A 26,148-nucleotide genomic window follows, 5' to 3' on the forward strand; every position below is an offset into this window, starting at 1 on the left:
TGGTTCGCAGGGCGTCATCCGAGAATCGAGATCTCGCCTCGCTTCTCCGTCTTGATGATCACGTCGTAATCGCGCTTCGCCTCGTTGAACGAGGAACGGTAGGAGTTCGGGTAGTTTTCTCCGATACTCTTGAACACGCGAATTACCTCGCCGACAGGCACCCCAAACAGCATGCGGTTGCGCTCCCGGTCAGACGACACAAGCACTGAGTCCAGAACGCGTTCCTCGTCGAATGCGCAGCCGAAGACGTAGCTGTGAACGAACTGGTGGCACAACGGGAGCAGCTGCATCTTTGTCTTGCGCGGGCCTTCCAGATCGTATAGTTCCCACCATCGATGCCGGTTGATCCGTGTCACTGGCTTGCCAGTCGACGGAAATGCGATAACTGAGAGGCTCTGTCCTGCCGTTTTGTCATCGATCTTGTGTGCCTCGGTCAACTTGCGGATGGCGTAGAACCCGAGCATGACCTTCTTCTCGACGTCCGCGAACGTTCCGTCGTACCAGCGCCGTTGCTTTAGACGACGCTCGAGCGAAGCGGCGGACTTGATGAGGTCGTCTTTCCAGTAGTGAGATTCGTGGATCATGGCTAGCGATCATGAACGAAGCTTAGCGCCTAGGCAAAGCGCCCGTAAGCAGGCTCCGGCACGGAGTCGCGATGCAATACCGGTGCCGTCCACCTCGCCGAGTCGGCAGCGCCCCTCGCAGACGCGCGACATACCTGAGCTGTTTGGCCCCATCGATGCCAACGGCTCCTTCTGATTTCCTGCGCAGTCAAGTTGCCTGAAAGCAGAGCCAATCATCCATAGAGTCCCGCAGCCGCAGTTCTCGCGCCGACAACTGACGTGCGCTTGCGGAGAACACAGTCGCTCATTGCCGACAAGACAATTAAACCAAACCAGCCTAAGCGGCATTGCCCCCGGCGGAGCCTCTCGCGTCTGCTTAGCGGTGACGACTGATTGGAAACGGTCGCAAACGGCAGGAACTCGTCGGTGCTACCGCCCGCGAAGCGAAAATATCTCCACGTACGCAAGCATAGATGACTCCAAGCTGGTGTGCTCCAGTCGTCTCAGTGAGTCAATAAGTCCGAGACCTCTTCGGGTGTCCTTGCCCACTGATCGACGCAACCGTCTACCATGGGATTGTTCCCCCATGGGAGGGCAGTTCGAACGTCAGTCTTTAGGCCGACGACGCGCTTTCCTAGCGCCTTTGCGAAGCCGATTTCAATGCAAACGCCTTCGTCCGGTGTGCGCCCATCGAGGACCGCAAGCAGAACGTCACACCTTCGAATCTCCTCGATATCTCTTCGATAGACGGCCCGATATACCTCCGCTCGGTCCAAACCACGGGCGATGTCTGCTTCAACAAGGTGTCCATCACGATGCGGAACATAAACATCCCACGTCTTTTCAATTCTGCTCGCAAGCTGTTCTATGAATTCCCGCTCTGTTGGACTAAAGAGCGGCGCAGCCAAGTAGATTTTCACGCAGCGACCCCGCACGCTTTACTCTTGCAGATTTGGTGGAAGTCTATTGGGTTGTATGGCCGGAAAAAGATGACCTCTAGGACCCTCGTCACGACTTGCGACGGCGTCAGATTCGTTGTGTTTATCACCGTTGCGCCTAAACCATTCCACATTCGATCTACTGCTTCGATCTGCGGAGCGAGTTGATCGACGTTGTAGGTCTTATCTCGTCCCGCTAAGCGAAGGACAAGAACCCTGGGATCACATTGCAGAACGATCAGGTGACCAGGGGCAATGCTCCCAACCGGCCCCTCTGGTGGAACCATCCAGTGAAGCAACTCTGAAGCTCGCTTCGCAACTCCGCTCTCATCCTTGACGAAGTACAAAGGGTCAAGCGGGCTCCTATCGATTGCCGCAATGACTTGAGATGCTGCCGATACGCGTCGGTTCTTCTTCCTGAATTGCTGATTAATCCACCCGTCTACGTCTGCACGTTCATCTTCTGTCAACTCGCTGTGAGGTCGGCCGAGCAACGCGTTTCTTCTATCTACCCATTCATCGAAGGTGGCGATGCTCTTTAGCTGCTCCAGAGTCGTTGTCTTGCCGGTGCCGACTGGGCCGGTCAGATAGTACTTATATTCGGTTCTCGTTCCTTGAAGCTCGGCATCGCACAACGCGTTGAAGTCATCTGAGTCTGTCACCAAAAGTCGCGCTAGTTCTTTGATCTCTTCTGTCGTAAGGAACAGAGTTACTAGGTTGTAGACACTGAAGTTCGCCGTCCGGATTGCATTCTGCTCTTCAGCGTTCGGCTTCGACTCTCGGCACCAGTGAACATGATAGTGAAAGTTACCTGGGTTGCTCCGCGCAGAAATTCGGAGCAAGTGTTTCAGGTTCGCATCGCTCATTGAAAGACCAATGAATACGATTGTGTGTTTTGCCAGATGGCTGAGGAGGGACACATAGTGGCCGGCACCAACGTCGACTAATTGATCAGCAAACTCCTGCTCCATGAAGACTACCTGCTCGCTCAGCCCGTCGATGGTTTGCAGGGGAAGAAAGCCATTGGGGTGGTACACCACGCCGTGGTTCCTTCTGAACTGCGCCGTAGGCTGCCAAATGACTTCGAACCCCTTGTCTTCACCCGTTGGGACTCCGCGCTCTCGATTTTGCTGGTAGAGCATTCGCTCCACCGTATCGTCAAAGTTGTAGTTGATAGTCATAGCCGACCTCTTGATGAGCGGGGCCAGGTCCCACAGATAGGGATGTGCACGTAGGTCGGCATCGTCGGTCTTCGCAGTCGCGTACAGACACTTGTGCACAAGCTTCAACCAGCCAGTCTGAATGCGGCGTTCCCGAACCACTTCGTCCTCGTGCTCTTCCATTTTTGGTAAAGACTGCACGTATTTTTGGTAAAGAAACTGAGACTGCGCGGTCAGACTTTCTGAAGCCTGCAACAGCTTCACGCCATTCACGCTTTCATCATCCGCTATCCGCTCAATAAGCTTCTTCCAACTCGGAATGTCGAAGTCCATGCTGACACCTGCCCCGAGGCAAAGCCCTAAGCGATTGTCTTTGGACATTCGCTGCCGCATGTGCACGACGTATTTGATGTTGTCGGAGAGAAAGGACATGGTGATGATTGATGACAAGCAAGAAAAATCGGCACGATCTCGCGCATGGATGCCGATGGCTTGGGATATTGAGGCATGCGACACGTTGCGCTGCATCAGATCTAGATCGGGTCTATGCTGACAGCGTAGCTGGTGAACAGCGAAGTAGCTCGAATTCCGAGAACTGTACTCGCAATTCCGAACAGCGATATCGCCGCTGTCTGCACCGGTGAAGAGCTGCTACTGCGGCAGTTTGCGGAAGTTATTTTTCCCGCAGATGCCGTTGCGCTCGATCAGCCAGTCCGTGTGGTCGAGCATGTTGGACTTTTCGAAGAGATTGGTATCACGATTGCAAACCTCCCAGACACCCGTGTGAAGCCGCTCCTTCACGCAAGGCACCGCGTCGATCTTGCGCTCGCCAGCGCACTCGATGGTGATGCCATGCGAGTAACGCCTGATTTTGTGTTTATACAGACCGAGTTTCCCCATCTCCGCAGGCAGTTCGTTGATGTAGTCCTTCGCTTCCCAATCCACGACCGGCTTCACGTAAACCAGTAGGTCCGGATCGAACGGATCTCTAGGTCAGGGCTTGATGATGGTCTTGTGAGCCCAGGATCCTTGCGCGGCGAAGCAGCAGTGGAAGGCTTCCAGTCGCGCACCGCCGCCTTGATAGCTTCGATGCTGCTTTCGAACTGCTTGAAGCGCGTGCTGTTAACGTTGACCGCGTCGTTCAGAAATGCGTTGACGTCTTGGACCAGTTTCATTCTTCTTCCCGCCTTCAGCGCACGTTGCCAGCCGAACGCAATTCACTCACCCAGTGGTCGGCGCCAGCGTTCATTCGTTCTTCCATCTGCCTGCGCAACAAGTTGTAGACCCAATCAAAGATCAAAGGGCTGGAAGCCCGATGGCTGAAGATGGCATCTTGCAGCTCGCGCGACCGTGTGCTGATCTCCCGTTCCGTGGCGCCGCCGCGGGAGCGGTCCCAGAGCTTCTTTACTTCATCGTTCAGTCGGTCCAGCAACTCGCATGTCACGGCTTGTCGGTTGCACTCTCTGAGCGCCCAAATCATCGCCGGCGTCATTGGAGCCAGCGTCGAGAGCACGAAGGTCGTCATGGTGTGATCGATTGCGAGCGAGGCGAATCCGGCCGATGCAAACAGCACTACGCAGCCAGTCAAAAGAGCGAACCTGTAGCGCTTGCGCAAAGCGCTGTCGTACCAGAGATTGGTGCGCTGACACACCATCCTTGCCAAATGGAGTGGCAGCTCCTTGACGGCGACCGGGTACCAGTTGATCAACCGTTGCTCGTCTTTGTCACTGAGCTGCTTGCATGCATCGGCAAAGACATCTTCCGGGTCGATGCGGTGACCAACCAGAAAGGCGTTCCAGTCCATCTGCAATACCGTGCAGTCGAAATCCTCCTGCAGCTTGGCCGCGTTCTTGAGCTGCGCACGGTGCCAGCGATCAAGAAGCAGAACCTCCAAGAAGCTGAACATCAGGGCGGCGAACGCGATGAATGGCTTCGACGGGAGGAGCAGCGCTGACACGATCAGGCCGACGATTGGGAAAACGAGCGAGATCACGAGGCCCGCCGCTTGGACATTCTTGGCTCGCCGGTAGATCAACGTCCTGGCACGCAGCAAATTGAGCATTCGCGGCTCCACCTGCTTCTTGTCGATTTCATTCATGCGTTTCTCTGCTCCTTGCATCATTGCTGGTGTCTTGCGGTCTAGGTCCCCGCTGGCTCAAGCCCAACGCCTCCTGCGTTGCTGCGGATGCTCGCCGCCGCCGGCCCACACGTCTGTGGTCAACCAGTCCTCGAAATGCCACAGCCATTCCGCGGTCCAGGCGATGTAGGTGTCGACCAGCTTCATCTGCGGCAGCCACTCGCGCTGCTTCGGCCACCATAGACACAGCTTGGTGCCGGTACCGTTGTTGGGGTAGATATGCGGCAGCGCGGCTTCGTCGGCCAGGGTCGTCAGGTCAGGACTCAGCACGAACATTTCCGGTGGGTGCGAATCGGGTGTCAGGCGCAGTTCACACTCGTAGACGCGACCGAAGTCGCTCGGCGCCAGATGGAATCGATAACGCAAGGCGCGGCCCGACAGAAACATCAGCCGGGCGCCATCGAGAGGCAGGGCACGCAGTTCCATGGCTCGTTGGGCCAAGGTCGGTACGGGCGGGGCCGGGTAAGGTGTCATCAGCGGCCGAAATACGTATGGGGCCGCGCTGCGACACTGACCGGCGCGGCGGCTGCGGACGAGATCAACGTCACCCGGCCCGCGACGCGGTTGCTTTGCCGACGCTGGGTCTGGTCCTGCTGGATGACGCCAGCGCAGCGGGGGCCGAACGCGCCCTCCAGCGCCTTGATCAGGACATCCAGGCCCTCATGGTTCTCGATCGCGTGCAGGATGCGCTTCAGATCACCCATCAGGCGTTGATGCCACGAGAAAAACGCCCCTTGCCGCGCAGGAGAATTCATGCCGGCCGCCAGGTTGTCCCCCGGGGCGGACGGGTTGGGCAAGACCCATTCTTCGGAACCGTCGGGCCGGGGGAGCTGCCCGAAGTGCAGCGGCATCCGCTCAACGATATCGAGCAGCAATTCCAGGGGACTCTCGTGCGGCTGCGGCGCCTCCACCGCATACGCCATCGCGGCCAACGTCGTCAGGAAAACAGAGGAAGGTGCCAGGTCCTGACTTCCCTGCGCAATGCCGAAGGCCACATTGCGATGCAGCTTCAGCAGTTGCACCAGCCGGCACAGCAGTCGGTCGAACACCTCCTGCGCATCAGGCAACGGCGTCACTTCTGCGCGCGTCACCGAATCCATCGCCTCCGAAAAGCTCATCACGGCTGTGAAATTCGGCGAGATCGTGGCGGCGAGATCGAAATGCTTCGCGTACCCGCGCGGGTTCGTGGAGTCGAAAAGCCGCAGCTCGCGATCAGGGATGAGGCCATGCGTCTCGCCAAACGGCGCTGTCAATAACGGAGAGTCAATAACCGGCGCGATGTCGGCGCACATGCCTTCGGCATACTCCAACGTCGCACAACGCTCCCAGCGGTGCAGCCGGAGCCCATGCGCATCGGCGTAGCGGGACAAGGCGCGATGCAGGCGGTCGAGCAGCAGGACTGGCCCGTGCTCGCCCTCGTATTTGCGACGCGCCCCTGACGCCAGGCGCGCGATCAGATCGATGTCGAAACCCTCCCGGGAGCCATCACGCGGTCGCACGATGGTGCCCAACTGCCGGGAACCGTGGGCGTGGATCTGGATGAGGTCGCCCTGGAACTCCGGACATGCCGAGAGGAACTCACCGGTGCTGTTGTAGGAGCGCTCCAGCGCTGCCAACTGGGTGGCTGTGGGTTCGTGGGCGCGTGCGATGACATCCACCAAGTGGAAGAAGCGCGCCGACGAGCGCACGGAGATGCGGGAGCGCTGGGGGAGAGTCACAGGTTCACGGATCACAGGGGCTCCTTGAAATTGTTGTTTACGACTGCCGGCTTCACCTGGACTCGCCCAAGCTCAGCGTTTGTGCTTGGTGGCGTCCACCAGCTTGTAACCTTGACCCGGCCGCGGCGTCGGCGGCAGCGGCTTGCCTTTCACACCAGTTATTTCGTTGCCGGTGCCCGGGTTCTGGTACTGGCCGGACTTCGGTGCGGGCGTACCGGGCTTAAACGTCTTGCTCATGGTCATCCTTTCAGGGTCGGTTGGTTAATTGCGACATTCCGGCTTTCGACCCCTTCCCCTCTGGCTGTGTTACCAAATCGGGGTTGCACAGGAAGTTCGGAACAATCACAATAAAAATTGTGGACTCCCGAACTTCTGGAGTCAAGTACTTTTTTTATCGGAAATCCGAACAGGCATGCCAACACTGGGTGAGAAGGTCCGCACACTGCGGAAGAAAGCAGGCTTGACGCTGGAACAGTTCGCCGAGCAGATCGGCGCGTCCAAGTCATCCGTATGGGAACTGGAGAACAAGGAAAAGGCCCGCCCATCCGCAGACCGGATCAATGAGGTGGCGAAGGTCCTGGGCGTGACGCCCGAATTCCTCATGAATGACGATGTCGCCGAGCCCTCGATCGACGTAGCCGACGAAGCTTTCTTCCGCAAGTACCAGTCACTGGACAATGGCGTGAAGCAGCAGTTGCAGGAGATCCTCAGCGTCCTCGACAAGAAGGCCGGCTCTTGATCGAGCCGTTATCTCCAGCGCGGGAGGCGATCAAGATGGCGCAGCTGTGGCGCGCCGTCCACGGCCTCAAGTTTCCGATCAACGCCGGAGCGCTGGCGCAGGAATGGTCGAGGAACGTGGCTCCCGAAGCCCCCATCGGGGAGCTGCAAGCCCGCGAGCTGAAAGGCTTCGAGGGCGGATTGTTCTGGCTGAAGGAGCGAAAAGTCTGGGCGCTGCTTTACCACCCACATCCCGATCTACCAGGACGATCCAACTTCACCGTTGCGCATGAGTTCGGACACTACGTCCTGCATCGCAAACTGCAGGAGGCGTTCCAATGCTCCCAGAGCGCGACCCTGGGCATCACCGGGGCAAGGATCGAGCGCGAGGCAGACCAGTTTGCGTCGTACCTCCTCATGCCTATCGACGACTACGTCCAGCAGGTGCGCGGGCGCCGGATCACTCTTGATGTGCTGGGTGAGTGCGCGGACCGCTACGGCGTCTCCCTCACAGCTGCAATTCTCAAGTGGCTGGAATTCACCGATCAGGCCGCCATTACCGTCATGGGAAGAGAAGGAATGCTGCATTGGTGGAAGGCCAGTAGCAGCGCGAGGAACTACGCATTTGGAACACTGCAGGAGGGCATGGAACTGCCCTTGGGCTCGCTTGCTGTAAGCCCAAACCAGGTGTTTTCAACTACGGACTATCGCCTGGGCGTGGAACACCCCGAAGGGGTCTGGCCTATGAGGCTACCCGTGCGCGAGATGGTCGTGCTCTCCGACCGGTATGACATGTCCATCTCTTTGCTGATCCTCGACTCGCCCGGTGTAGAGCATCCGGATGCGCCCGACGAAGATATGACAACAGCACCCCCCACGTTCTGAATTCTCGCCGTGGACGGATCAGGCAAAGAGTATGTATTGTTCATGCATCGGGCCTCAATCTGTAAACCGTGGCCTTCGGCCGCCGCAGACACTCAACCAACCTGAACGGAGCGCCCGCACACAGTCCAAAGCGGGCACCGAGGAACACGGCCCGCGATGGAGGACTTGCATTCGCCCGACGCCCAGTGGATGTTCCAAGGTGGGCGGGTCACAATACCCCTGCACAAAACAGCACTGCGAGCAGTAGGCTGCGGCGGGTGATCCGCCGCTTTAGTCGATCTCACGCATTGCAGCTGAGTACAACGGCACTCCAGGCGATGACAATGAAAGTTGCGAGAACACTCTGTTTCCGTCGTCGCGCCTGCCGACATTCTCAGCCGGCATTGGCGAATTGAGGATCGCCGTGTTCCATGTTGTGCGCGAACATCTAGGTGCAATGAGGCGACTTCCAGCAATACAACGAGACGGATCAGGCGCCCCCGCACGATTAGGTGACAATGAACGCAAGGGCCCAACGCCACTCAAATTTCCAAACCTGATGACCAAAAGATTCAAGTGGACCAACCGGTCGGTCGTCACATTCGCAGAGGGCCAGGACCCGGTGCTCCAGATGGAGGCCAAAGCGCGGGCGCTGGCTTTGAAAGCCATGGACGAGGGATGGACCGGCCCGCCATTCGATCCACTCGCGCTGGCACAGTGGCTTGGCCTTCGAATAGAAGCACGCGGCGATATTGCGGACGCGCGCATGGTACCGTCAAGCGAATCAACTATCACGCTAGAGTACAACCCCACGCGCCCACGCGGACGGCTCAGATTTTCTATCGCGCATGAGATTGCACACTCGCTTTTCTCAGATTGCGCCGAACAGATCCGCAACCGCGGAGTGAGCCCGCATGCGGACCGTGACAATTGGCAGCTTGAGGTACTTTGCAATATCGGTGCGGCTGAACTCCTAATGCCCTTGGGCAGCTTTGTCGGATTCTCGGGCGAAAAGCTTTCCATCGAGAGCGTAATGAGCTTGCGCAAGGAATTTGACGTTTCGGTGGAAGCATGCCTCATCCGGCTTGTTAAATTGTCCAAAGTCCCCGCCGCAGCGTTCTGCGCTTCGATGCATGAGGACGGCCGATATCGACTGGACTACGTGATCGCAGCACCGGGTTGGGACGCTCCATTCGAGGTAGGCCAGATCGTCCCCGAGGGAAGTGTGATCCGAGAGACTTCGGCCATTGGGTTCACTGCAGTCGGACATGAAGACTGGGGCAACGGCAAGCTGCTGCGCCTTGAATGCATGGGACTCGCGCCTTACCCTGGATCTGTCACACCCCGTGTCGTCGGATTCTTCATTCCCACCACGGCATCTTCTGGCCACAAACCGCCGGAAATACTCGAAGTCATCGGCGACGCCATGCGGCCTCGCGGCGCCGGGACCCGGATAGTGGCGCATGTCATTCCTGACACCGGAACGATTTGGGGCGGCAATGGTTTCGCCTCGCAGCTGCGGAAGCGTTTCCCTGGTGCATGGTCCGAATTCCAGCGCATAACGGGCGGACACCCTCCTTCGCTGGGCAAGGTGGTGATGGGGGACCTGGGCGACGGAGTCAAGATCGCCCATATGGTGGCACAGCGGGGCATCGGAAGATCAGACTCCCAACGACTGCGGTACGCCGCCCTTGCCGACTGTCTGCATGAGGTGCGTCAGAAGGCCATTGATTTGAATGCCACGGTGCACATGCCGCGGGTTGGAACAGGCCACGGGGGAGCGAACTGGGATGTGGTGAAGGAACTTCTCACCGAGGAGCTGGTGGACCGGGGCGTTCCTACAACCGTATACCGCCTTCCAGCCTGAAACCAAGACCTCGCCTGCCCCCATAAACATGAAGCCACGCGCCATCGTCATTTCGGGAAGACACGCCGCAGGAAAAACTTCACTGGCAACGCAACTGCTCAATCGAGGCGACGCTACGCTCATCGAGGTCCCGGCGCTGGCCAGTGAGGTCTGGACAAGAAACCGAAAGCGCGCCAGTGCGGTCAAACGTGCGCAGCTTACGCTAGACAGCGAATCGGACGGCCATTGGCTCGCGGAGGAACTGAACAAGCGCCTTATGAACGACAACGCCCTCGGCTTGCTGGTCGTCGACGGCGCCACATTAGTGGCGCATGTCGCGTACCTGCGCCAAAGCGGCTGGTCCGTCATTCACGTCCATCTTGATGGCAGCGACGGGGCGCTACAAAAGCGCAGCGGACTCAGGGTCTCTGGAAATTCGGACGCACGTGAGTGTGCGCCAATGGCCAAGATCGCCGATGTCGTCATTGACACCGATCGCTGTAGCGCACCCGACGTCTTCGCCCGCGTCCTAGCACGTACCGAGCAGGTCCGGCCACTGACTGCTCCCCCGCTCGTGGACGTTCTGGTCGGTGGCCAGTACGGAAGCGAAGGGAAGGGCAACATTGCCAACTACCTGGCCCCCGAGTACCAAGTGCTCGTGCGAGTAGGTGGACCCAATGCCGGGCATAAAGTGTTCCGCGCAGGAGCCCAGCCTTACACCTTCCGGCAATTGCCTTCGGGAGCACTCGGTAACCGCGACGCTATGCTGATAGTGGGCGCAGGCGCCGTCATCAGTCTGCCCACGCTGCTGAAGGAGATCGGTGAACTCGCCATTCCATTCGACAAGCTCATGATCGATCCCCAGGCCATGATGATTGATCAGTCCGATGTTGATTGGGAGGTGCAGCACCTGAAAGCGGCGATCGGCTCAACCGCTCAAGGCATCGGTGCGGCAACCGCCCGCAAGATCCTCTATCGCAAGCCCGATAGCGAAGTGCGGCTAGCAAAGCACGTTCCTGAACTGAAGCACTATGTCGGCGACACCATTGAGTTCTTCGCCAGTTGCTTCTCTTCAGGAAAGAAGATCATGCTCGAAGGCACCCAAGGCACCACCTTGAGCCTTCACCATGGGCACTACCCCCACGTCACCTCTCGGGTGACGACTGCGGCGGCCTGTCTGGCGGAGGCCGGCCTCGCATCGCGCAACGTGCGTAAGATATTGATGGTCTGCCGCACCTATCCCATCCGCGTTGGTGATTCGATTTCGGGCAATACCTCCGGGTACATGAGTCAGAAGATCGATTTCGGGGCGATTGCCGACCGCTCCGGTATCGCCTATTCGGAACTGAAAGAGACGGAGGTCGGGTCTGTGTCTGGACGTCCACGCAACGTGGCGGAATTCGACTGGTCGCAGCTCAGACGCTCGCTCATTTTGAACGGCCCGACGGACATCGCTCTCACGTTCGCCGATTACCTCGGAGTCTCGAACCGGGAAGCGTTCAGGTATGAACAGCTGAATGAAGGCACCTTGCGATTTATTGAAGAAGTTGAGAAGGTCGGAGGCATACCAGTCTCGATGATTTCAACAGCATTCAACGACCGAAACATCATTGACCGCAGGATGTGGTGAGTTAATCAGAATATGAATGTCGATCAGCTTGCCGCTCGCTACCCGCGGCTTTATCACATGGCCGAGGCAGACACCTGGCTTGCAATCAAGGCTAACGGACTCATGAGTACTTCCGCCGCGCTGGACTATCACGCCATCGGTGGTCTGCAGCGTAGTGCACTCGAAGCAGGCCATCGGCCGGACAAAGTGCAACTGGGTAAAGGTGAGGGCGCGATCATCCTTAGAGATCAGAAGCCCATGCCACCTGAACGGCTGGCTCTGGGCCTTCAAGACGGCATCACGCCCACTGACTGGTACAAGCTGCTAAATGCCAAGGTGTTCATGTGGGCCGAAGAGCATCGCCTGTTGGGCTTGTTGAACGCCCGCCACTACCGGAATCTTGAACATGACGTGTTAACGATCGACACGGCATCTTTGCTGGCAGAGCATGCTGCGGATATTTGGTTGTGCCACATGAACTCCGGCAACACCTTCCCCATTCCCCATCGCCGGGGTGCGACGACTTTCCGCCGAATACCGGACTACCCAATCAAGGCCAATGGCAGCCCGCAAAAGGAGGTAGTGGAAGTGGTGGTCGACTATCACGTTCCCCATATTTCAAAGCACGTGACCGAGGTCCGGCGCATGAAGGGCGAGACAGTGCTCGGCACGTTGGCACTATAGAAGCAATGGAGATCTGCGTCGAATTGCCTGCATGGATCATTCCGCGGAGACCAGATAGTCCAGCAGCGCGGACACCCCACGGTTGGCCAACATATTCCAGTGATCTTCGGGACGCTGATAACGAAGGCCAGCGAACTCAAAGGTCCCGGGCTCTGGCATGAGCGTTGGCTCTACCTGGACTGCTTCGCGAAACGCGCAATAGTAGGCAACCCTGGGATCGATGTCGATGAAGGCGGCCGACAATCCGAGCGAACGGATGTGATTGGGAAAGCTGTCGTAGAGGATCCCCAAGGCATTGATCCCGGTCCGGGAGTAGCCATCCCCGCGAATCGCCAATCGCATCACAGTTTCAAGGGTGACCCCATTGCCAAACTTACGCAGCAACGAGAACAGTATCCACGTCACCTCGTTCCCTTCCACGGTTCCTCGCACGCGCTCCCCCAGAGCCAGAACTTCGGCGACGACGGACTGCAGCAGTTTCTCGCCCAGACCTTCACCCGTCTGCGCCAGCAGACCTGTGATTGCCGTGACCAGCGTAAGCCGCCCCGTAGCCGAGGCGGCCCGAAGTGCGTCCAGCAGGCTGAGGACCAGCTGCGTTTTCCCACGCCAGCGCGCAATCTCTTGCAGGTCTCTTTCCAGACCGTTGCCGAGCGTCTGCTGTGCGGGAATCCGAAGTATCCAGGAGGCCTGATCAGTTGCAAGGACCTCCGACGGGCCCATCGCACTTAAAAGCCACTCCTGTAGCCATACGTACCACGCTTCTTTCGCTACCGTATCTACAACCACAAGGACAAGCGGATAGCGACATGCAGCCGCGTAGGTCAAGTACTTTCTCTCAATGCGAATACTGACAAATTGATCTGCGCGCTCAACCCCCGCAATGCCCTTGATTTGCAGTTTTAGGATTTCACCTCGGACTTCGGGGGCTGCAAGCTCAGCCTCAAGATCGATCCCGAAATCGTCGCTGAGGTCGCGCGCGATCCAATCCTCATGCTCAGCGATAAGTGCCGCCACCCATCGTTGAGCGAAGCTACCGATGTGTTGCTGGGAGGAACGCTTGGCCATCCCGCCTCCGTCAAGCAGCGCACACAATGCGACCGTAGGGGCTGATCAAGACGACTTGTCGCACGCCGTGCTCCCGAACAAGTGGTCAATGACCTGCTCTACTACTACAGCGCTCGAGACAGTACTCGTGTCAAAGCACAGGTCGGCGATCTCAATCAGGGACCGTGACTCGACCTCGTTGGGACGCTGAACGAATTCGTCATAGGAGCTTGCGTCGCCATACTCGTCACCTGCGTCCTGCCTCACCTGATACCGTGCTCGAAGAATCGCCTCCGGAGCCCAGAGATGCACGTGAAGAATGGTGCCGTGAATGCGTTCTCGGAAATGATGCACCTGTCTGCGCTTCCTTACGGCGTCCAAAAGCCACCGGGCGCTGGGCTTTTCGATCATCTGAGCCTGAGATGCGATGACCGGCCAGGTGAAGTCCGTCTCCACGTCTTGCTGGTCCCCCAGATCCTGCATGGCGACCCGGTTGATGGAAATTCCGCGTTGTACGGCAATCTCCTTGAGATGCCGGCTGGTACTGACTCGGCTGAATCCATTGCCTGCTTCCAGCAGGCCTGCAACGCTCGTTTTGCCAGCACACACGGCACCGCTTAGAAGAACCAAATGGTCGTTGTCCATTATTCCCCTTCCTGCTTTTTAGGCATTAAGGGGTAATGTATCTACCTGTTTCCAAAAAGCAAAGGGATCTTGCTACTCGCGTTCGCGCTACTGAAAGCGAAGCGGAGACTACTCCTAGCGTATCGCACTGGAAAGCCCCAGCACATAGTCATCGATTTGCTGGTCGGGTGATGCCCAGGCAGGCGGCTTCAAGATCTTGCCCTCTTCATCGAGCCGGATGGCTCCGTCTGGCCATCTCTTAGCCATGTTGGCGACATGAACAATCTCAAAGACGCGGCCCGGCGGCACGCCCATTTCGACCAAAGTCCCGATGGCCAAATACATCAGATCCACCATTGCGTCCGCCTGCTGGGAGATGGTGACCGCCGAATCGAATTCGTCCAACTCTTCACGCATCCACTTCGATCGTGCTTGGGTTCGTCGCGAGGCCAGGAGTTGCGGTGCGTCTGCTATTGGAAGTCCTAAGCTTAAATGGAAGTTTAGAACGGTGCGCCAAATATCGTTGACTGCCTCTTCGCAAGGGACGGTTGAATCATTCGACATGCGTACTCCATTGAAGTATTGGAATCGATAGAACCTTCAGCTCTCGGTTCATCTAGCCAAGGCGGTTGAGTGACTACAGGCTATTTCGTTTGGGCTGCAGAAGCAAACGCGTTCCGCTCGAACGGCGAAAGCCCTCTGATGTAACGATGCACGGTGCTCTCCGAGCGATGCCCCGTCTGCCGCTGGATCGCCCAGGTGGGCACGCCAGCCTTAGCAGCCGCAGTGAGCAAGCCAGAGCGCAGGCTGTGCGCCGAAAAGCCACTCGGATCGAGCCCGCAATCGCGCATGCGCCGCCGCATCACTCCGCCTACGGCCGCACCGCTCAACCCACCGCCGGGCTTGCCGTACCGATCCACCCTCCGAAACAATGGCTTTGCGTCGAGCTCCTCCGGGTCCATCTCACGCACCAGCTGAATCCAGCTTTTCAGCAACTTGGCTGGGCACATCCGCCCCGGCCCATGTGGCAGCGCGACCACCCTGCCCTTGCCCTGTTGGTCGGTCTTCGAGCGCACCAGTGAGACTGTCACCCCTTGGGCGTCGAACACCAGGTTCTCGAGTTTGAGCCGTGCCAGTTCCGATCTCCGAAACCCTCCCGCGAATCCCACCACCAGCAAGGCCCGGTCCCGCAGGTCTCGCACAGGATCTAGGTGCCTCTGCGGCTTGGCGAGGAGGCGCAGCATCTCGATGCTGATCGGCTTGGCCTGCCTCTGTGCCGATCCATGGATTCGTCGGATCCCCCGCATCGTGGCCTGCACCAGTTCTGACCGCGAGGGCGACGGCTTGCCCAGCACCGTGTGGGCGCTGGCAATCGCAGCCAAACGCCGGTTCAAGGTGCTCGCCTTGACCTTGCCAGCGAAGGCGGCCAGGTACCGCGCCACCATCGCTGGCGTGGCGGGTACCCTGCCGCCCCAGTCCCGGAAATGCCTGAGGTCGGCGGCATAGGCCCGCCGCGTGCTGTCCGCCACGGCGCTGGCGACATAGTGGTCGAACTGGGCACGGACCTTCCTAGGTTTGACCGCTCTGGTGGGCCTGCGCGCGACGGAGGCGACGGTCGACGAATTGATGCGAACCTTCTTCATGATATTGCTCGCCTTCTTGGAAGCGGATGGGTTTGTTCTTGGGAATGAGCAACGCCCGCGTTGGCGGGCGTTGGTTGGTGTTCGGTGCCATGGCAGGTGCCCATGGCCGGTTCAAGGCGACCTACTGGAAATGGGTGCGTGATCGCAGCGTGCTCACCACCAGCGTCAGATACGCGGTCTGGTCCTCACCGGTGGGCCGGCTACGCAACCGGATGGTCAGGTGCAAGGCCCCTGCCCCCAGTGCCTCGCTCAGGCTGCGCCCCAGGCCGCGCACCATGCGCACCGTGAGCTGGTACTCGGACGGCGCCCACAGCACGAGTACGGCGCCCAGCGCATCTTCCAGCCACACGCCCCGGTGCTGGAGCTCCTCCAGGACCTCCACCATGGCGGCATCCAGCTGCGTGGGCTTGTCCAGCGGCTGCGTGAAGAGTTCCAGCCGCACTTGGCCGAAGTCCAAGGTTTCGACGACATCGCTGTGGTCCCAGGCCGCTTCCATGATCGACAGGCCCGCCAGCACCGAACGCTGCAGCCCCACGTAGAACCATTGCAGCGGCGCCAGCTCGACCGGATCGTCTGGATCTGAGATGTCGACGCGTGCGTCGATCGAATCACACAGGATACCGAGGAGCGAATCGCGGTCCGGCGGCGGGCGGTGATGCGCCCCAACCACCACGCCGACGACGTGAGCCTCCTGCGCCCAGATCCGCCAGACCAGCAGCATCGCCGCCTCGATCTCCACTGGGGTGAGGTCGAGGCCGAAGGCCAGGCACAGGATTCGGGTGTCCGCCAGCTCCATTTGGGCGACGGCCGCATCCGCCGCCTCGCCGGTCTCGATCTCGAGCACGCAAGGCGGCTGGTTCAGCAGATCGGCCAGCGGCGTGCGCGGCGGCGCATCGATGTGGGTGTGGAAGCGTTGAACAAAGTGGCGGCCTGAGGCGCCAATGCCGATCAAGCGGACAGCAGCGGTCGGCCCGCTGTCGGCGGGCGTGTGTAGAACATTCATGAGAGCTACCTGTGAGCCGCGCGCATACGGGCGGCGGCAAATGAGATGAAGACGGAAAAAGCAAAAGCGCCGCACCAGCCTCTCGGCCAGCACGGCGCCTTCGCAAAGGGCGTTGTCAGTAGCGCGTTGTCGCTACTGCATGAAGCTCAGCACGCGCTGTCCAGGCCGTCGGCCGCGAAGTTCTTGGCGTCAGTGCGCGTCAGGTCACGCAGGCACACCGGCGTCTTGCTGCTGATCGCCTTGTCCAGCAACGCATAGTCCATGCGCCGCATCATGCTGGCCTGCATCCAGACAACGTTGCCCTTGCCGGTGTGCAGGCACACGGCCTCCTCGCCGCAGGGCTCGTACTTGGTGATGAGCGACATGAGGCTCTCGGGACCGGAACTCGGGGCCGGGGCGGGCGCACGCGATGCGGCTGCCGGTGCAGCGCCCGTGCCTGCAGCTGCGGTAACGGCGGCCTCTTCCTTCTTGGTTTGCGCCACCAGGGCGCCCCAGTCCGAGTTCTCCGTGCCCGGCAGGCAGTCCACCGCCTCGCCCTTGTCGTTACGGAAGGTCGAGTAACCCTTGGCGGTGAACACGGCGGGGTCCTGCGTCTTCTGGACGCCGACCAGGCAGACGGGCTGGTTGACCCGGTATGCCACATCGAGCGCATTCATGCCGCGGGCGTCGACCTTGCTGGCGTCGAGCTGGTAGTGGAAAGCGTCCGTCTCGTTCACGTTGTCGCGGCCGCGAAAGCACACCAAGCCCCGTTCATGGCACCGGCCCTTGGCGTTGTCCGGCTCCCGCCAGTCCAGGATGTAGACCACCTTGCGCCACTTACCGCTGGCGGAGAGGCGGTCGACCTCGGCCTGCTTCTTGGCATTCGCCTCGGTCTCCTTGGCTTGGCGCTTGGCCTGCTCCTTGGCGAAGGCGTCCGCGAGAACGATGACGCGCATGTAAGGCACGGTGCCGGACACGTTGACGTTCGTAGTGACGTAGAAGTTGGACTTGCCCTCTTCCTTTTGCACCTGGTAGGTCAATGACTTACGAATGGGGTCCGGCGAGGCTTGGGGGCCGTGGTTCCAGACCTGAAACTGCGCCACCTCGGCCTTGGCCTTCTGCAGCGGCGTGCCCTGCGGGTTGGTCAGCGCGGCGAAGGGGTTGAGCGAATCGAGCACACCGACGAGGGGGCTGGTGATGGCGGCCATGTACTGGTTCATGGCCTTCACCTTGTCGGCGGAGGCTTGCACCGTGAAGGTGACCTTGCAGCTACGGACCTTGAGCTTCTCGTCGTAGGCGGTGACGGTGGGCGTCTCCAGCGCGATGGCGGCGATGTCCTTGCTCTGGACCTGCAGGTCCTTGAGGTGGTCGTCGTGCGCTTGGGCGACGAGGTCGCGGATCGAGCTGGTGACCTCGGTGTCGTTGCAGGGTGGGGCCTCGGGGCCGCAGCCTGCAAGCAGCGGTGAGATTGATGCAGCCAGCACTATCGCGAGAGCACGGCCTTTTCGCTGCGTCAGCGCCTCACTGATGGCTTGGAATCTCGATCTTGTACTTTTTGTGAACATAGAAGCTCCATAGGGAACGGCAGATTGAAAAGATAGACACACTTTACGTTTGGTTTTCATTTAGTTTGCCAGAATCCGCCTCTCAACAAAACGGATAGTTTGTGTACTCTTAGTGTTGGAACCTAAAGACTTGGGCGCATGCCCCGAGTCATTGCAAACAAGCCCCAGCCGCTGGACCCCGTGTCCAGCAAGGAGCTGGAGCAGCTGCAGCAAACTTTCGGGGAGCACTTGCGCGCGATGCGACATGACCGTCTCATCACCATCGAACAGCTCGCGGAGTTGGCCGGTCTGCACCCGAACTACGTCGGCTCGGTCGAGCGTGGGGAGCGCAACTTGTCGCTGTTCAACATCTGGCGCTTGGCAAGCGGCCTCGATGTCTCGGTTGCGCAATTGGTAGAGGCGTTGCCCAAGCGGGTGGTCAAGCGCGCTCGCAAACCGAGCTAGTACTCCTCTGGCAGCAGCAGAGTCGTCACACTCCGATCGGCTTCGGTGATCAGCCAGATGCGGTTGTCGTGGTCATCGGCTTCTTTTGATGGCTGTGCCGGCGCTGCACCCTTTTCGACCGCCACTTGCAGCGGCAATCGGTAGACCGAGAGCACTCGCAGGCCGTGCTCAAGCGCGTCTTCATTGGTAACTACATCTTCAGGATCGATCTCGCCCCAGTCACCGGTGACATGCTTGGCCAGCAGCACCAAGGGGTTGCTGTTGGTGGCATGCATAAGCGCCAGGGCGCCCGGTGTTGCGACAACACGGCCCAACGCAAAACGTGGTGCACTGCCAGGCTTGAGAAAGGTGCTCAGAAGGTCTTTCACTTGAAATCTCCGTACGAAAGAAGCGCCCATGCGGCGGCCGCACCTGGCCCAGGGGGCAAGGTGCAGCAGTCGAAAAAAAGCGCGGGGGTGAAACAAAAACGGCCACCAAGGCCAGCGGCAAATGCGCTGGCTTGGCGGCCATCAGGGGGCTACAGGCGGCGGTGCGCCTGCACACGGGCGGCGCCTTGCTAGCTTGGCGCTGGCAGGGCTAGCCCGTGGGTAAATTATAGCATAAATGCGACAAGATGTAACGAAATTAATCGAAAACCCGACTCGGCGTGATCCACAAGGATCGTTGAACGCATGCTCAAAAAACCGTTTGGACAGCCTGTGGCCTGTCTTCCGAGCGGCCTGCCGCGCCTTAGAGCCGGCCAACCTTGCAGGGCAGGCTGGGCGGCTGCAAGCTGGGGGTTTAAGCCACCGCCCATGCGGCCGATAGAACGCGCTTTGTGCAAGGTGGCCCAAAAAAGCCCACCTGAGCGCAAAAAGAAAAGGGGGTAAAAATGGGGGTAAACTGCCTGCCCCGCCTGGAAACCCGCATGGATACTGGGTTGCCGGCGGAGAGTGTGAGATTCGAACTCACGGACGATTTCTCGTCGGCAGTTTTCAAGACTGCTGGTTTAAACCACTCACCCAACTCTCCGGAACCGTCGATTTTATGCTGACCGTGCGCCCTCAAGCCTCGGGCAGGAAAAGCGTCTGCAGGTCGCTCAGAAAATCCAGCCCGCGTTCGGTGGGCCACACGCGGTGCAGGTCGCGCGCGATGAGGCCCTTGCGCTCGGCTTCTTCCATCCCTTTTTGGATGCTGGTCATGGCCAGCCCCGTGCGTTCGCTGAACTGGGGCAGCGTGAAGCCTTCTTTCAGGCGCAGCGCATTGAGCATGAACTCGAACGGCAGGTCGGCGAGCGCGACTTCTTCGCTTTGCGACACGGCGGCGCCTGCGCGGGCGTTGTCCATGTACAGGCGCGGCTCGCGAAAGCGCACCTGGCGCACGATGCGATGGGCAAAGCTCAGCTTACTGTGGGCGCCAGCGCCAATGCCAAGGTAATCGCCAAACTGCCAGTAGTTGAGGTTGTGCGCGCAGGTGTGGCCGGCGCGCGCGTAGGCTGAAACCTCGTAGCGCGACATGCCGCTGGCGGCGGTGCGCTCGGTGATGCGGTCGAGCATGGCGTAGGCCACGTCGTCTTCGGGCAGCGTCGGCGGAAACTTGGCGAACCAGGTGTTGGGTTCGATGGTGAGGTGGTACACCGAGATGTGCGGCGGCGCGAGCGCCAGTGCCTGGGTCAGGTCGGCGTCCAGGCCCTCGATCGTCTGGCCCGGCAGGGCGTACATCAGGTCGAGGTTGAAGGTGTCGAATGCGCTCGCGGCTTCTTCGACGGCGGCAATGGCCTGTGCCCGATCGTGCACGCGGCCCAATGCCTTCAGGTGCTCGTCATTGAAGCTCTGCACACCGACCGACAGGCGCGTGACGCCCGCACTGCGATAGGCACGAAAGCGGTTGCGCTCGAAGGTGCCGGGGTTGGCTTCGAGCGAGATCTCGCAGTCGGGCGCCAGCTTGAGGCGGGCGCGCACGTCGCCCAGCAGGCGGTCGATGGCCTGGGGCGAAAAGAGGCTGGGTGTTCCGCCGCCAATGAAGATGGTGTGGACGGTGCGGCCCCAGATGAGCGGCAGCGCGGCATCCAGGTCTGCAATGAGCGCGTCGAGGTAGGCCGCCTCGGGAATGCCTTCGGCCTCGGCCTCACTGGTGGCGCGCCACTCGTGCGAGTTGAAGTCGCAATACGGGCACTTGCGCAGGCACCAGGGCAGATGGATGTAGAGCGACAACGGCGGCAATGCCGCGAGCTGCAGCGGGCCGGGCCGCATCCAGTGCAGCACGTCGTTGGCCTGGGGGGCACCGGTGGGCTGCGCGGGCTGAATGGGAACAACGGTGGCCATGGATCAGAACCAGCGTTCGCGCATCAGGGCCAGCATGGCTTTTGCCGCCTGGCCCCTGTGGCTGTTGGCGTTTTTTACCTCGGGCGGCAGCTGCGCGAAGGTCTTGCCGAAGCCGGGCAAATACATGACGGGATCGAAGCCGAAGCCGTTGTCGCCGATGGGCGCCTTGGTAATTTCGCCGACCACGCGGCCGACGGCAATGAGGGGTTCGGGGTCGTCGTGCCCGCGCAGCGCGACCAGCGTGCTGACGAGTGCGGCGCGCCGGTTGACCACGCCGTCGAGCTGCTCGAGGAGGGCCTTGACGTTGTTGGCGTCGCCCTTGGCGTACCCGAACTGGGTGGCATAGAAGGCGGTGTCGACACCCGGCAAGCCCCCAAAGGCGTCGACGCAAAGCCCGGCGTCGTCGGCAATGGCGGGCAGGCCGGTCGCGGCGCTGGCATGGCGGGCCTTGGCCAGCGCGTTTTCGACGAAGGTGCGAAACGGTTCCTCGGCCTCGCCCACGCCAAGTGCCGACTGTGGCACGAGCGTTACGGCCAACTCCGCGAACAGCTGCTGGAGTTCGGCAAGCTTGCCGGCGTTGTTGGAGGCCAGGACCAGTTTCATCGCCACTGCTTACTTACTTCGAAACGAGGGACTGCTGCTGCAGCACGATCAGTTCGCCAATGCCCTTCTCGGCCAGGCCGAGCAGGATGTTCATCTCGTCGCGCGAGAACGCGGCGCCTTCGGCGGTGCCCTGCACTTCGACGAAATGGCCGGCGCCGGTCATGACGACGTTCATGTCGGTGTCGCAGGCGGAGTCTTCGGTGTATTCCAGGTCGAGCAGCGGCGTGCCGCCGACGATGCCGACCGAAATGGCGGCCACGTGGCCCTTGATTGGCGTCGCGGCAAGGGTGCCGGCGGCGAGCAGCTTGTTGACGGCGTCTTGCGCGGCGACGAATGCGCCGGTGATGGCCGCGGTGCGGGTGCCGCCATCGGCCTGCAGCACATCGCAGTCGAGGTGGATGGTGCGTTCGCCCAGCGCGGCCAGGTCGAACACGGCGCGCATCGAGCGGCCGATGAGGCGCTGGATTTCTTGCGTGCGGCCGCTTTGCTTGCCGCGGGCGGCCTCGCGGTCGCTGCGCGTGTGGGTGGCGCGCGGCAGCATGCCGTATTCGGCCGTGACCCAGCCTTCACCGCTGCCGCGCTTGTGCGGCGGCACGCGCTCTTCGACCGAGGCGGTGCACAGCACGCGCGTCTGGCCGAATTCGATGAGCACCGAACCTTCGGCGTGGATGGTGAAACCGCGGGTGATGCGCACCGGGCGCAGCTGGTCGGCGGCGCGGCCGGCGCTTCGTGTGAAAGCAGTCATTTTGTGAGGGGGTGCGTGGGAATAAAAACGGAACTCATCGGCCAGTCGTGCCGCGGTGCCGGCATTGCCGGCAGCGTAGGAACAGCAGCCTTACTTAAAAACGGGTGGGCGGCGCGAGCGCGGCACGCCCGGGTATCAAATCTTCTTTGCCGCAGAGCGACGAATGGCCTCGTTGATTTCGGCAATCGAGCGCTCGATGGCGTCTTCGTCCATGTCTTCGATCTCGCCATCGGAGGGCATACCGGCCTGGATGGTGGAGGCAAAAACGCCCTCGTCGATGGTCTCGGTCGAAACGCCGCGCTCTTCGCGCGTCGAGTCGGGCTGTTCCCATTCGAGCGCGATGAGCGTCACGTTGTCGCTGTGGGCGCCGCCCTTGCGAAGCGCCATTTCGGCGAGGTCGGGTGCCGCATCGGACACCGGCTTGTCGGAAGACAGCGTGTGCACGATGACGGCGTCGTCGAGCACGCCCCAGACGCCATCCGAGCACAGCATGATGCGGTCGCCGCGCTGCAGTTGCAGCGGGGCCGAAATATCGAACAGCGGCGTGGTCGGAGAGCCCAGGCAGGTAAGCAGCAGGTTGCGGTTGACCGGCATGTCCGAGCCTTGCGGGCGCGGGCGCTCGGCGTGCGAATGGTCGCGCGTGCGGGTCAGCAGGCGGCCGTCGCGCACCACATAAAGGCGTGAGTCGCCGCAATGCATCCAGGTGGCCGTGGTGCCCTGCAGCAGTGCCGCGACGACGGTGGTGCGCGGGGTGTCGAGCATGGCCTTGTGGCTTGCATATCGCATGATCTGCTGATGCGCGGCCATGGCCGATTCGGCCAGGAAGGCCTTGGCGTCCTTGACGGTGGGGCGCGCCTCGCGCTGGTAAAGCGCCGCAATGGTCTGCAATGCCAGCTGGGCCGCAACCTCGCCCTCGGGGTGGCCGCCCATGCCGTCGGCCAGCACGAAAAGGCCCGACTCCCGCGTGTAGCAGTAGCCCATGCGGTCTTCGTTCTTGAGACGGCCGCCCTTTCGGCTGACCTGGAATACCGAGAATTTCATGCCGGACGCGTCGTAGGTGCCGCCGCCCTGGGCAGGGCCTTCTTGTCGAAGGAGCGGATGTTGTCGAATGAAAGCCGCACCTTTTCGCCAACGGTGAGCTTGGTGTAGCGCCGCTCGCCTTCGCGGCTCAGTTCTTTTTGCAGCGCAAAGACGGATTGCGGCCGCGAGAGCGGGTCGAGCGACATGCACCACTCGACCACTTCGATGAGGTTGTCGGAGTACACGCCGCGCAGCCGCGACAGCGACAGGCTGAGCCGGTCTTTTTCGATGCGGCGCGGGGCGTCGTTGGGCGGGTAGCCCTGCATGCAGGCGTAGATGCAGGCGCCAATGGCATAGATGTCGGTCCAGGGGCCCATCGACGAGTCGCGCCGGTACATCTCGGGGGCGGCAAAGCCGGGCGTGTACATCGGCCGGATGAAGATGCCCTCTTTGCTGAGCACCTCGCGGGCGGCGCCAAAGTCGATCAGCACCGCCCGGTCTTCGTCGGTGACGAAGATGTTGGCGGGCTTGATGTCCAGGTGCAGCATCTTGTACTGGTGCACGATGCGCAGGCCCCGCAGAATTTCGTCGAAAAGCGACCGGATGGTCGATTCCCGGAAAACCTTGGGCCTTTTCAGGTCGCGCGCGGTCACCACGAAGTCCTGCAGGGTGGCGCCCTCCAGGTAGTTCATGACCATGTAGACGGTCTCGTTCTCCCTGAAAAAGTTGAGAACGCTGACCACCGAGGCATGCGAGATCTGCGCGAGCGAGCGGCCTTCCTCGAAAAAGCTCTTCAGACCGAGCCTGTAGAGGGAGAGCTTTTCGGGCGGAACTTCGGGCGTGAGCTCGCCCGGCCCGCGCGTGGCGAGCGAAGACGGCAGGTATTCCTTGACGGCAACCTGCTGTCCGCTGGGGTCTATGGCGAGATAGACAACGCCAAAACCGCCTGCGGAAAGGCGGCGAACGATGCGGTAACCGCCAATGACCGTATCGGGCAGCAGGGGCGAAGGCTTGACCTTTGACATAATCCGGGAGTTTCGCCCGAAGGCGATGGTGCGGCAAGCGAACGCCATGCCGACGCCTCGGTGCATGCAAGCAAAAACCACAGTGAGGCGCAATGCCAGTTTACAGCATGACCGGCTATGCCAGTGGCCAGAACGGCCCCGTTGGCAGCCACTCCGAAGCCGAAGCACGGCCTACCGCCGCGGGGCGACTCGGGGTCGAGATACGCTCGGTCAACAGCCGCTTCCTCGATCTCACCTTCAAATTGCCGGAGGAACTGCGCCAGCATGAAACCGCGCTGCGCGAACTGCTCACGGGCAAGCTCAAGCGCGGCAAGGTCGAAGTGCGGGCCGCCATCGAGAACACCGCCCAGGCCGGCGTCGTCGAGCCCTCCGTCAAGCTGCTGCAGCGGCTGAACGGCGTGCAGGACGGCATCAAGGCCTGGCTGCCCGGCGCCCGCGAATTGAGCGTGGCCGACGTGCTGCGCCTTGCCGGCGGCGACAGCGCCGCCCGTGGCGACTGGGCTAGCGACCTGATCGACGTGACCGGCAAGGCTTTGGACGCCCTGATGTCCGCCCGCCAGCGCGAAGGCGCACGGCTCGCCAAGATGCTGGAGGCCCATCTGGCCCAGTTGCGTACGCTGGTCGAACAGGCCGGCCCGCTGATTCCCCAGCTGGTCGAGCAGCAGCGCGCGCGTTTCCTGGAGCGCTGGCAGGAAGCCATGGGCCTGACCGGCGGCACCCTGCCCGAGGCGGCCCAGGACCGGGCGCTGAACGAGGCCACCGCCTTTGCCATTCGCATCGACGTGGCTGAAGAGCTCACGCGCCTCAATTCGCACCTCGACGAAATCGAGCGGCTGCTCAAGAAGGGCGGCGAAATCGGCAAGCGGCTGGACTTCCTGATCCAGGAGTTGCACCGCGAGGCCAATACACTGGGCTCCAAGTCGGCCGCGCTGGAGCTCACCCGCATTGGCGTGGACATGAAGGTCCTGATCGAGCAGATGCGCGAACAGGTACAGAACATCGAATGAGCGAGCGAATGGACTATCCAGGCAACATTTTTGTCGTCGCGGCACCGAGCGGTGCCGGCAAGTCGAGCCTGGTCAAGGCGCTCATGGAACTGGACACGGCCGTCCAGCCCTCGGTTTCCCACACCACGCGGCCACCGCGCGGCCAGGAAAAGCATGGCCGGGAGTACTTTTTTACCTCGCCATCCGAATTTGACGCCATGATCGCGGCGGACGGCTTCGTGGAATGGGCCCATGTGCACGGCCACCGATACGGCACCTCCAAGAAAGCCATCGAAGAGCGGATCGCCCAGGGGGCCGATGTCATCCTGGAAATCGACTTCCAGGGCGCGATCCAGATCCGCAAGACCTTTGCCAACGCGGTCATGATCTTCATCCTGCCGCCCAGCTGGGAGGAATTGCGCTCGCGGCTGGAGCGGCGCGGCGAAGACAGCGCCGCCGTCATCGAACTGCGCCTCAAGAATGCCGCCGAAGAGATGGCCCGGGCGGGGGAATTCGACTTCGTTATAATCAACGAGTTATTTGAGCGCGCGCTTTTCGATCTCAAGGCGATCGTCCACGCTCAGCGGCTTCGGTATTCTGCACAGCGCCGCGCACGTGCCGACACATTCGCCGCCCTGAACATCCCCTGATTTCCTGCTCACCGACCGAAAGATTCCCATCATGGCCCGCATCACCGTCGAAGATTGTCTGCTTCAGATCCCTAACCGCTTCCAGCTGGTTCTGGCCGCCACGTACCGTGCGCGCATGCTGAGCCAAGGCCACGCGCCCAAGATCGAGAGTAAGAACAAGCCGGCCGTGACCGCCCTGCGCGAGATCGCCGAAGGCAAGATCGGCATCGAAATGCTCAAGAAGGTGCCGGGCTGATCTGACGCACCCCTGCAACGAAAAGGCACCGCAAAGCGGTGCT

The 26,148-nt window shown here is 60.8% G+C and carries 30 protein-coding genes and 1 tRNA gene; 9 read left to right on the forward strand and 22 right to left on the reverse strand.

The genetic code is table 11. The features are described 5' to 3' along the window. Nucleotides 1-14 precede the first annotated feature (14 nt). The 9 genes from BLR24_RS10310 to BLR24_RS30685 all read right to left on the reverse strand — a co-directional run bounded on the left by BLR24_RS10310 (nt 15) and on the right by BLR24_RS30685 (nt 6,753). Nucleotides 15-584: a hypothetical protein gene (locus BLR24_RS10310; RefSeq protein ID WP_093016491.1), complete on the reverse strand. Its 570-nt coding sequence runs from the start codon at nt 582-584 to the stop codon at nt 15-17. Between the two features lie 482 nt (nt 585-1,066). Further along, nucleotides 1,067-1,498, reverse strand: coding sequence for a nucleoside 2-deoxyribosyltransferase (locus BLR24_RS31260; protein WP_093016493.1), 432 nt, complete (start codon nt 1,496-1,498; stop codon nt 1,067-1,069). After that, nucleotides 1,480-3,189, reverse strand: coding sequence for an SIR2 family protein (locus BLR24_RS10320; protein ID WP_093016495.1), 1,710 nt, complete (start codon nt 3,187-3,189; stop codon nt 1,480-1,482). Before BLR24_RS10320 ends, BLR24_RS31260 begins: the two co-directional genes overlap by 19 nt. A 123-nt stretch (nt 3,190-3,312) precedes the next feature. Continuing rightward, nucleotides 3,313-3,618 carry an SMODS domain-containing nucleotidyltransferase gene (locus tag BLR24_RS10325; protein ID WP_093016497.1) on the reverse strand — a complete coding sequence of 102 codons (306 nt, stop codon included), beginning with the start codon at nt 3,616-3,618 and terminating at the stop codon, nt 3,313-3,315. Then, nucleotides 3,615-3,836: a hypothetical protein gene (locus BLR24_RS10330; protein WP_093016499.1), complete on the reverse strand. Its 222-nt coding sequence runs from the start codon at nt 3,834-3,836 to the stop codon at nt 3,615-3,617. The genes BLR24_RS10325 and BLR24_RS10330 overlap by 4 nt, the downstream gene beginning before the upstream one ends. 14 nt (nt 3,837-3,850) lie before the next feature. After that, nucleotides 3,851-4,759 (reverse strand): S-4TM family putative pore-forming effector, encoded by a 909-nt coding sequence (locus tag BLR24_RS10335; RefSeq protein ID WP_093017318.1) that lies wholly within the window; start codon nt 4,757-4,759, stop codon nt 3,851-3,853. 57 nt (nt 4,760-4,816) lie between these two features. Beyond that, the gene (locus BLR24_RS10340; RefSeq protein ID WP_254787235.1) at nt 4,817-5,224 is read right to left on the reverse strand and encodes a type II CBASS E2 protein; all 408 of its coding nucleotides are present in this window, start codon (nt 5,222-5,224) and stop codon (nt 4,817-4,819) included. 47 nt (nt 5,225-5,271) lie between these two features. Continuing rightward, the gene (locus BLR24_RS10345; protein WP_093016503.1) at nt 5,272-6,531 is read right to left on the reverse strand and encodes a nucleotidyltransferase domain-containing protein; all 1,260 of its coding nucleotides are present in this window, start codon (nt 6,529-6,531) and stop codon (nt 5,272-5,274) included. A gap of 57 nt (nt 6,532-6,588) precedes the next feature. After that, a complete protein-coding gene (locus BLR24_RS30685; RefSeq protein ID WP_175543244.1) occupies nt 6,589-6,753 on the reverse strand; it encodes a hypothetical protein in 165 nt (54 codons plus the stop codon). A gap of 175 nt (nt 6,754-6,928) precedes the next feature. On the opposite strand from BLR24_RS30685, the gene BLR24_RS10350 reads away from it, so the two are divergent. The 5 genes from BLR24_RS10350 to BLR24_RS10370 all read left to right on the forward strand — a co-directional run bounded on the left by BLR24_RS10350 (nt 6,929) and on the right by BLR24_RS10370 (nt 12,236). After that, nucleotides 6,929-7,255 (forward strand): helix-turn-helix domain-containing protein, encoded by a 327-nt coding sequence (locus BLR24_RS10350; protein WP_066113304.1) that lies wholly within the window; start codon nt 6,929-6,931, stop codon nt 7,253-7,255. Then, nucleotides 7,252-8,118: an ImmA/IrrE family metallo-endopeptidase gene (locus BLR24_RS10355; RefSeq protein WP_254787236.1), complete on the forward strand. Its 867-nt coding sequence runs from the start codon at nt 7,252-7,254 to the stop codon at nt 8,116-8,118. The genes BLR24_RS10350 and BLR24_RS10355 overlap by 4 nt, the downstream gene beginning before the upstream one ends. A gap of 538 nt (nt 8,119-8,656) precedes the next feature. Continuing rightward, nucleotides 8,657-9,964 carry an ImmA/IrrE family metallo-endopeptidase gene (locus BLR24_RS10360; RefSeq protein WP_175543245.1) on the forward strand — a complete coding sequence of 436 codons (1,308 nt, stop codon included), beginning with the start codon at nt 8,657-8,659 and terminating at the stop codon, nt 9,962-9,964. A 28-nt stretch (nt 9,965-9,992) separates the two neighbouring features. Beyond that, nucleotides 9,993-11,573 (forward strand): adenylosuccinate synthetase, encoded by a 1,581-nt coding sequence (locus tag BLR24_RS10365; protein WP_093016509.1) that lies wholly within the window; start codon nt 9,993-9,995, stop codon nt 11,571-11,573. Between the two features lie 12 nt (nt 11,574-11,585). Next, nucleotides 11,586-12,236: a DUF7002 family protein gene (locus tag BLR24_RS10370; RefSeq protein WP_093016511.1), complete on the forward strand. Its 651-nt coding sequence runs from the start codon at nt 11,586-11,588 to the stop codon at nt 12,234-12,236. 36 nt (nt 12,237-12,272) lie between these two features. Here the strand turns inward: BLR24_RS10370 and BLR24_RS10375 are convergent, their stop codons facing one another. The 6 genes from BLR24_RS10375 to BLR24_RS10400 all read right to left on the reverse strand — a co-directional run bounded on the left by BLR24_RS10375 (nt 12,273) and on the right by BLR24_RS10400 (nt 18,013). After that, nucleotides 12,273-13,301, reverse strand: a complete 1,029-nt coding sequence (locus BLR24_RS10375; RefSeq protein ID WP_093016513.1) for a DUF4365 domain-containing protein — start codon at nt 13,299-13,301, stop codon at nt 12,273-12,275. A gap of 45 nt (nt 13,302-13,346) precedes the next feature. After that, nucleotides 13,347-13,925 (reverse strand): AAA family ATPase, encoded by a 579-nt coding sequence (locus BLR24_RS10380; RefSeq protein WP_139188752.1) that lies wholly within the window; start codon nt 13,923-13,925, stop codon nt 13,347-13,349. Nucleotides 13,926-14,039: 114 nt separating this feature from the next. Next, entirely contained in the window at nt 14,040-14,468 is a 429-nt protein-coding gene (locus tag BLR24_RS10385; protein WP_093016517.1) for a pyrophosphohydrolase domain-containing protein, read from the reverse strand. An 80-nt stretch (nt 14,469-14,548) separates the two neighbouring features. Then, nucleotides 14,549-15,547, reverse strand: a complete 999-nt coding sequence (locus BLR24_RS10390; protein WP_093016519.1) for a site-specific integrase — start codon at nt 15,545-15,547, stop codon at nt 14,549-14,551. A gap of 121 nt (nt 15,548-15,668) precedes the next feature. Next, nucleotides 15,669-16,550: a hypothetical protein gene (locus BLR24_RS10395; protein ID WP_139188753.1), complete on the reverse strand. Its 882-nt coding sequence runs from the start codon at nt 16,548-16,550 to the stop codon at nt 15,669-15,671. 146 nt (nt 16,551-16,696) lie between these two features. Next, nucleotides 16,697-18,013: a hypothetical protein gene (locus BLR24_RS10400; protein WP_093016523.1), complete on the reverse strand. Its 1,317-nt coding sequence runs from the start codon at nt 18,011-18,013 to the stop codon at nt 16,697-16,699. A 219-nt stretch (nt 18,014-18,232) separates the two neighbouring features. Between BLR24_RS10400 and BLR24_RS10405 the strand changes: the two genes are divergently transcribed. Next, entirely contained in the window at nt 18,233-18,538 is a 306-nt protein-coding gene (locus BLR24_RS10405) for a helix-turn-helix domain-containing protein (RefSeq protein WP_093016525.1), read from the forward strand. Here BLR24_RS10405 and BLR24_RS10410 read toward each other — a convergent pair. The 7 genes from BLR24_RS10410 to BLR24_RS10440 all read right to left on the reverse strand — a co-directional run bounded on the left by BLR24_RS10410 (nt 18,535) and on the right by BLR24_RS10440 (nt 24,234). After that, complete coding sequence (locus BLR24_RS10410; protein WP_254787237.1) at nt 18,535-18,906, reverse strand: type I restriction endonuclease subunit M; 372 nt, start codon at nt 18,904-18,906, stop codon at nt 18,535-18,537. The genes BLR24_RS10405 and BLR24_RS10410 overlap by 4 nt on opposite strands. Nucleotides 18,907-19,464: 558 nt before the next feature. Next, nucleotides 19,465-19,549, reverse strand: a tRNA-Ser gene (locus BLR24_RS10415). 32 nt (nt 19,550-19,581) lie between these two features. Further along, entirely contained in the window at nt 19,582-20,841 is a 1,260-nt protein-coding gene (gene hemW / locus BLR24_RS10420) for a radical SAM family heme chaperone HemW (RefSeq protein ID WP_093016527.1), read from the reverse strand. A 3-nt stretch (nt 20,842-20,844) separates the two neighbouring features. Beyond that, the gene (locus BLR24_RS10425) at nt 20,845-21,444 is read right to left on the reverse strand and encodes a non-canonical purine NTP pyrophosphatase (protein ID WP_055802758.1); all 600 of its coding nucleotides are present in this window, start codon (nt 21,442-21,444) and stop codon (nt 20,845-20,847) included. A gap of 13 nt (nt 21,445-21,457) precedes the next feature. After that, nucleotides 21,458-22,189, reverse strand: a complete 732-nt coding sequence (gene rph, locus BLR24_RS10430; protein WP_093016529.1) for a ribonuclease PH — start codon at nt 22,187-22,189, stop codon at nt 21,458-21,460. 135 nt (nt 22,190-22,324) lie between these two features. After that, entirely contained in the window at nt 22,325-23,230 is a 906-nt protein-coding gene (locus BLR24_RS10435; RefSeq protein WP_055802754.1) for a PP2C family protein-serine/threonine phosphatase, read from the reverse strand. Then, nucleotides 23,227-24,234 carry a serine/threonine protein kinase gene (locus BLR24_RS10440; protein ID WP_093016531.1) on the reverse strand — a complete coding sequence of 336 codons (1,008 nt, stop codon included), beginning with the start codon at nt 24,232-24,234 and terminating at the stop codon, nt 23,227-23,229. The genes BLR24_RS10435 and BLR24_RS10440 overlap by 4 nt, the downstream gene beginning before the upstream one ends. Nucleotides 24,235-24,326: 92 nt before the next feature. On the opposite strand from BLR24_RS10440, the gene BLR24_RS10445 reads away from it, so the two are divergent. From BLR24_RS10445 to rpoZ, 3 genes are read left to right on the forward strand one after another with little or no spacing between them, the layout of a single operon-like run. Next, entirely contained in the window at nt 24,327-25,241 is a 915-nt protein-coding gene (locus BLR24_RS10445; RefSeq protein ID WP_093016533.1) for a YicC/YloC family endoribonuclease, read from the forward strand. An 8-nt stretch (nt 25,242-25,249) separates the two neighbouring features. Then, nucleotides 25,250-25,870, forward strand: a complete 621-nt coding sequence (gene gmk, locus BLR24_RS10450; RefSeq protein ID WP_015867099.1) for a guanylate kinase — start codon at nt 25,250-25,252, stop codon at nt 25,868-25,870. A 31-nt stretch (nt 25,871-25,901) separates the two neighbouring features. Next, entirely contained in the window at nt 25,902-26,105 is a 204-nt protein-coding gene (gene rpoZ, locus BLR24_RS10455; protein WP_021009011.1) for a DNA-directed RNA polymerase subunit omega, read from the forward strand. Nucleotides 26,106-26,148: the final 43 nt, after the last annotated feature.

This window comes from Variovorax sp. OV700, assembly GCF_900099805.1.
In the GTDB taxonomy this organism is placed as follows: domain Bacteria; phylum Pseudomonadota; class Gammaproteobacteria; order Burkholderiales; family Burkholderiaceae_C; genus Variovorax.

Coding starts and splice junctions, on each gene's coding strand:
- BLR24_RS10310 (WP_093016491.1), bottom strand. CDS start 584: ATGATCCACGAATCTCACTACTGGAAAGACGACCTCATCAAGTCCGCC.
- BLR24_RS10320 (WP_093016495.1), bottom strand. CDS start 3,189: ATGCAGCGCAACGTGTCGCATGCCTCAATATCCCAAGCCATCGGCATC.
- BLR24_RS10330 (WP_093016499.1), bottom strand. CDS start 3,836: ATGAAACTGGTCCAAGACGTCAACGCATTTCTGAACGACGCGGTCAAC.
- BLR24_RS10335 (WP_093017318.1), bottom strand. CDS start 4,759: ATGAATGAAATCGACAAGAAGCAGGTGGAGCCGCGAATGCTCAATTTG.
- BLR24_RS10340 (WP_254787235.1), bottom strand. CDS start 5,224: ATGGAACTGCGTGCCCTGCCTCTCGATGGCGCCCGGCTGATGTTTCTG.
- BLR24_RS30685 (WP_175543244.1), bottom strand. CDS start 6,753: ATGAGCAAGACGTTTAAGCCCGGTACGCCCGCACCGAAGTCCGGCCAG.
- BLR24_RS10350 (WP_066113304.1), top strand. CDS start 6,929: ATGCCAACACTGGGTGAGAAGGTCCGCACACTGCGGAAGAAAGCAGGC.
- BLR24_RS10360 (WP_175543245.1), top strand. CDS start 8,657: ATGACCAAAAGATTCAAGTGGACCAACCGGTCGGTCGTCACATTCGCA.
- BLR24_RS10365 (WP_093016509.1), top strand. CDS start 9,993: ATGAAGCCACGCGCCATCGTCATTTCGGGAAGACACGCCGCAGGAAAA.
- BLR24_RS10370 (WP_093016511.1), top strand. CDS start 11,586: ATGAATGTCGATCAGCTTGCCGCTCGCTACCCGCGGCTTTATCACATG.
- BLR24_RS10375 (WP_093016513.1), bottom strand. CDS start 13,301: ATGGCCAAGCGTTCCTCCCAGCAACACATCGGTAGCTTCGCTCAACGA.
- BLR24_RS10380 (WP_139188752.1), bottom strand. CDS start 13,925: ATGGACAACGACCATTTGGTTCTTCTAAGCGGTGCCGTGTGTGCTGGC.
- BLR24_RS10385 (WP_093016517.1), bottom strand. CDS start 14,468: ATGTCGAATGATTCAACCGTCCCTTGCGAAGAGGCAGTCAACGATATT.
- BLR24_RS10390 (WP_093016519.1), bottom strand. CDS start 15,547: ATGAAGAAGGTTCGCATCAATTCGTCGACCGTCGCCTCCGTCGCGCGC.
- BLR24_RS10395 (WP_139188753.1), bottom strand. CDS start 16,550: ATGAATGTTCTACACACGCCCGCCGACAGCGGGCCGACCGCTGCTGTC.
- BLR24_RS10405 (WP_093016525.1), top strand. CDS start 18,233: ATGCCCCGAGTCATTGCAAACAAGCCCCAGCCGCTGGACCCCGTGTCC.
- hemW (WP_093016527.1), bottom strand. CDS start 20,841: ATGGCCACCGTTGTTCCCATTCAGCCCGCGCAGCCCACCGGTGCCCCC.
- BLR24_RS10425 (WP_055802758.1), bottom strand. CDS start 21,444: ATGAAACTGGTCCTGGCCTCCAACAACGCCGGCAAGCTTGCCGAACTC.
- rph (WP_093016529.1), bottom strand. CDS start 22,189: ATGACTGCTTTCACACGAAGCGCCGGCCGCGCCGCCGACCAGCTGCGC.
- BLR24_RS10435 (WP_055802754.1), bottom strand. CDS start 23,230: ATGAAATTCTCGGTATTCCAGGTCAGCCGAAAGGGCGGCCGTCTCAAG.
- BLR24_RS10440 (WP_093016531.1), bottom strand. CDS start 24,234: ATGTCAAAGGTCAAGCCTTCGCCCCTGCTGCCCGATACGGTCATTGGC.
- BLR24_RS10445 (WP_093016533.1), top strand. CDS start 24,327: ATGCCAGTTTACAGCATGACCGGCTATGCCAGTGGCCAGAACGGCCCC.
- gmk (WP_015867099.1), top strand. CDS start 25,250: ATGGACTATCCAGGCAACATTTTTGTCGTCGCGGCACCGAGCGGTGCC.
- rpoZ (WP_021009011.1), top strand. CDS start 25,902: ATGGCCCGCATCACCGTCGAAGATTGTCTGCTTCAGATCCCTAACCGC.